This is a genomic window from Acidovorax sp. HMWF029 (assembly GCF_003060895.1).
GTDB lineage: Bacteria > Pseudomonadota > Gammaproteobacteria > Burkholderiales > Burkholderiaceae_C > Acidovorax.
On the sequence record NZ_QAIH01000168.1, the window covers coordinates 1 to 2,184 of the forward strand.

Annotated in this window: 2 protein-coding genes; both read right to left on the reverse strand. The window is 68.4% G+C overall.

All coding sequences use genetic code 11. The features are described from left to right. Nucleotides 1-462 precede the first annotated feature (462 nt). A complete protein-coding gene (locus DBR12_RS11770) occupies nt 463-1,245 on the reverse strand; it encodes a YdcF family protein (protein WP_233244407.1) in 783 nt (260 codons plus the stop codon). Nucleotides 1,246-1,293: 48 nt separating this feature from the next. After that, nucleotides 1,294-2,082, reverse strand: coding sequence for an alpha/beta fold hydrolase (locus DBR12_RS11775; RefSeq protein WP_108617412.1), 789 nt, complete (start codon nt 2,080-2,082; stop codon nt 1,294-1,296). Between the last annotated feature and the right edge of the window lie 102 nt (nt 2,083-2,184).

Consider the following 2,184-nt stretch of genomic DNA (forward strand, 5'->3'; position numbering starts at 1 on the left):
GTGCCGGTGCTGGCAATGGACCGGGTGTACCGGGGTTCATGCCGGGGTCCGGGGTTGGTACCGGGCCCGGCACAGGCAGCGGGCTTGCCACCGGTTCAGGAGCGGGGGGCTGGGATGGCCATGGCGCTGGCTGGTTGGGTGCGCCGCTGTTTTCGCCACCGCCGCAAGCCACCAGAAGCACCGCAACCATCAACACCTGTATGCGTGCGCGCGCAGCCAGTATCCGCAGGGTGGGGTCTTGAATCATCGTGGAGGTCCATTGCCCACCCTGCTTGCAGCAGTGGGTTCAAAAACATTCCATTTTCAAGATCGAGGACGCCTTGAGCCACCCTACCAAAGTGGGGGTAAGGGCGGGAACGACCCATAGCACAGGCATCCCTACCGTCTACCGCCCTCGCCTTTGGGCACTGCAGGGCGCGCCGTTCGGTGATGCCGCTCTGGGGGTTTGCGAGCGGCAGGGTGTCAACGGTCCAGCCCGTGCTGAGCGAGGATGCCCAACCATTCATGCAGCGCCAGGCTGCTGTCGGCCAGCGCGGAAGCCCGTGGCAGCAGCCGGTACAGCTTGCGCGCCTGCCCCCCCTTGAAGCCCGTGGGTGCGGGCAGCACCTGCAGCCCGGCGCGCTCAAAATCCCGCGTCGCGCGCACCATATGCCAGGCGTGGGTCACCAATGCAATGCGCTCGATGCCAGCCGCCTTGAGCTGCATGGCCGATTTTTCGGCGTTGCTGCGGGTGTCGAGCGATTCCATTTCCGTCCAGCGCACCCGCCCCCTGAACTCGCGCTCCACCACGTCCTTCATCACCAGCGCCTCGGCGCGCATGCCGCCCGTCGATCCCCCCGTGGCCAGTATGGGCAGCCCCGTCTGCTGTTGCAGGTACACGGCGTAGCGCACCCGTTCGCGGGCGCCCCGGCTGAGCACGTCCACCCCGTACTCTGGGGCCACCGTGTCGGCCCCGCCCCCCAGCACCACAATGGCCTGAACCTGCGCCTGGGGCAGTTGCTTGGGGGTCACGGCAGGATGCTGCTCAAGGCTGCGCACCAGCACATCGGCCACGGGCGGCCACGACAGCGCCAGCACAGACAACAGCGACAGCACCACCACGGCCATGCCCGTGCGGCGGTGAAAGCGCGCCAGCCACAGGCCCACAAACGCGAGCAGGATGCTGGACACCGGCGGCATCAGCAACGCAGACAGGATTTTCTTGAGGGCAAACAGCATAGAGGTCACATCCGAGGCGGCGATCATGCCAGCACACAGCGGCCGGTCCCGGCACGGGCGGCAGCCACCCGCTGGTCAGTGCAGCCAGCGACGCCGGGCCAGAAAGTCCAGCAGCGCGGCGTCAAACCCCTCGGGGTCTTCCAGCTGCGGCCAATGACCGACATGGGGCAGCTGCAGCGTTGCCGCATCGGGCAGCACCTGGGCCAGTGCCTCCAGGGCCACTGGCGGCGTGCAGCGGTCCAATTCACCCCCCACCAGCAGCGTGGGCATGGTCAGCTGCGCCAAGGCGCTGGCGCCCCGGTCAAACGTGGGCAGGGCCGCCAGCGCGCGCCGATAGGCCCCCGGGTAGACCTGGGCCAGCGCGTGGCTGGCCAGCCGCACGCCTTCGGGCAGCGCACCCGTGCCGATGAACTGGGGCACCAGCGTCTGCGCCAGCTGCTCCATGTTGCCACCGGTATCCAGTGCCGTGAGGGCACGCAGGCGGGGCGCCACCCAGTCTTCCACCACCTGTGCATCCAGCGCGGGCCCGCCCGCACACAGCACCAGGCGGCGCACCTTGGACGGGTCGCGCACGGCAGCCTCCAGCGCCACCATGGCGCCCATGCCGTGGCCCACCAATGCCACGGGGCCACTCTGCAGCGCGTCGATCAAGGCCAGGCAGCTTTGCGCCAGCGCCTTGAAGGTGTAGGGCTCCACAGGGGCACTGCGGCCATAGCCCGGCATGTCCCAGGCCACGGCGCGGTAACCGGCGGTGGCCAAAGTCTCGACCTGGGGGGCAAAGGTGAGGTGGTCGCCATCGGCATCGTGCAGCATCAGCACGGTGGGGCCGGAGCCCAGGGTGGTGAAGGTTGGAAGGACAGCCATGCGGAGGAAAGAGGAGCCAGTAAACCCCGCAACAGCGCGGCGGTAGGTGGCGCCCGATAATAGTTGCTCCCTTCCATTGCCCCTATTGCTGCCCCTGCGGGC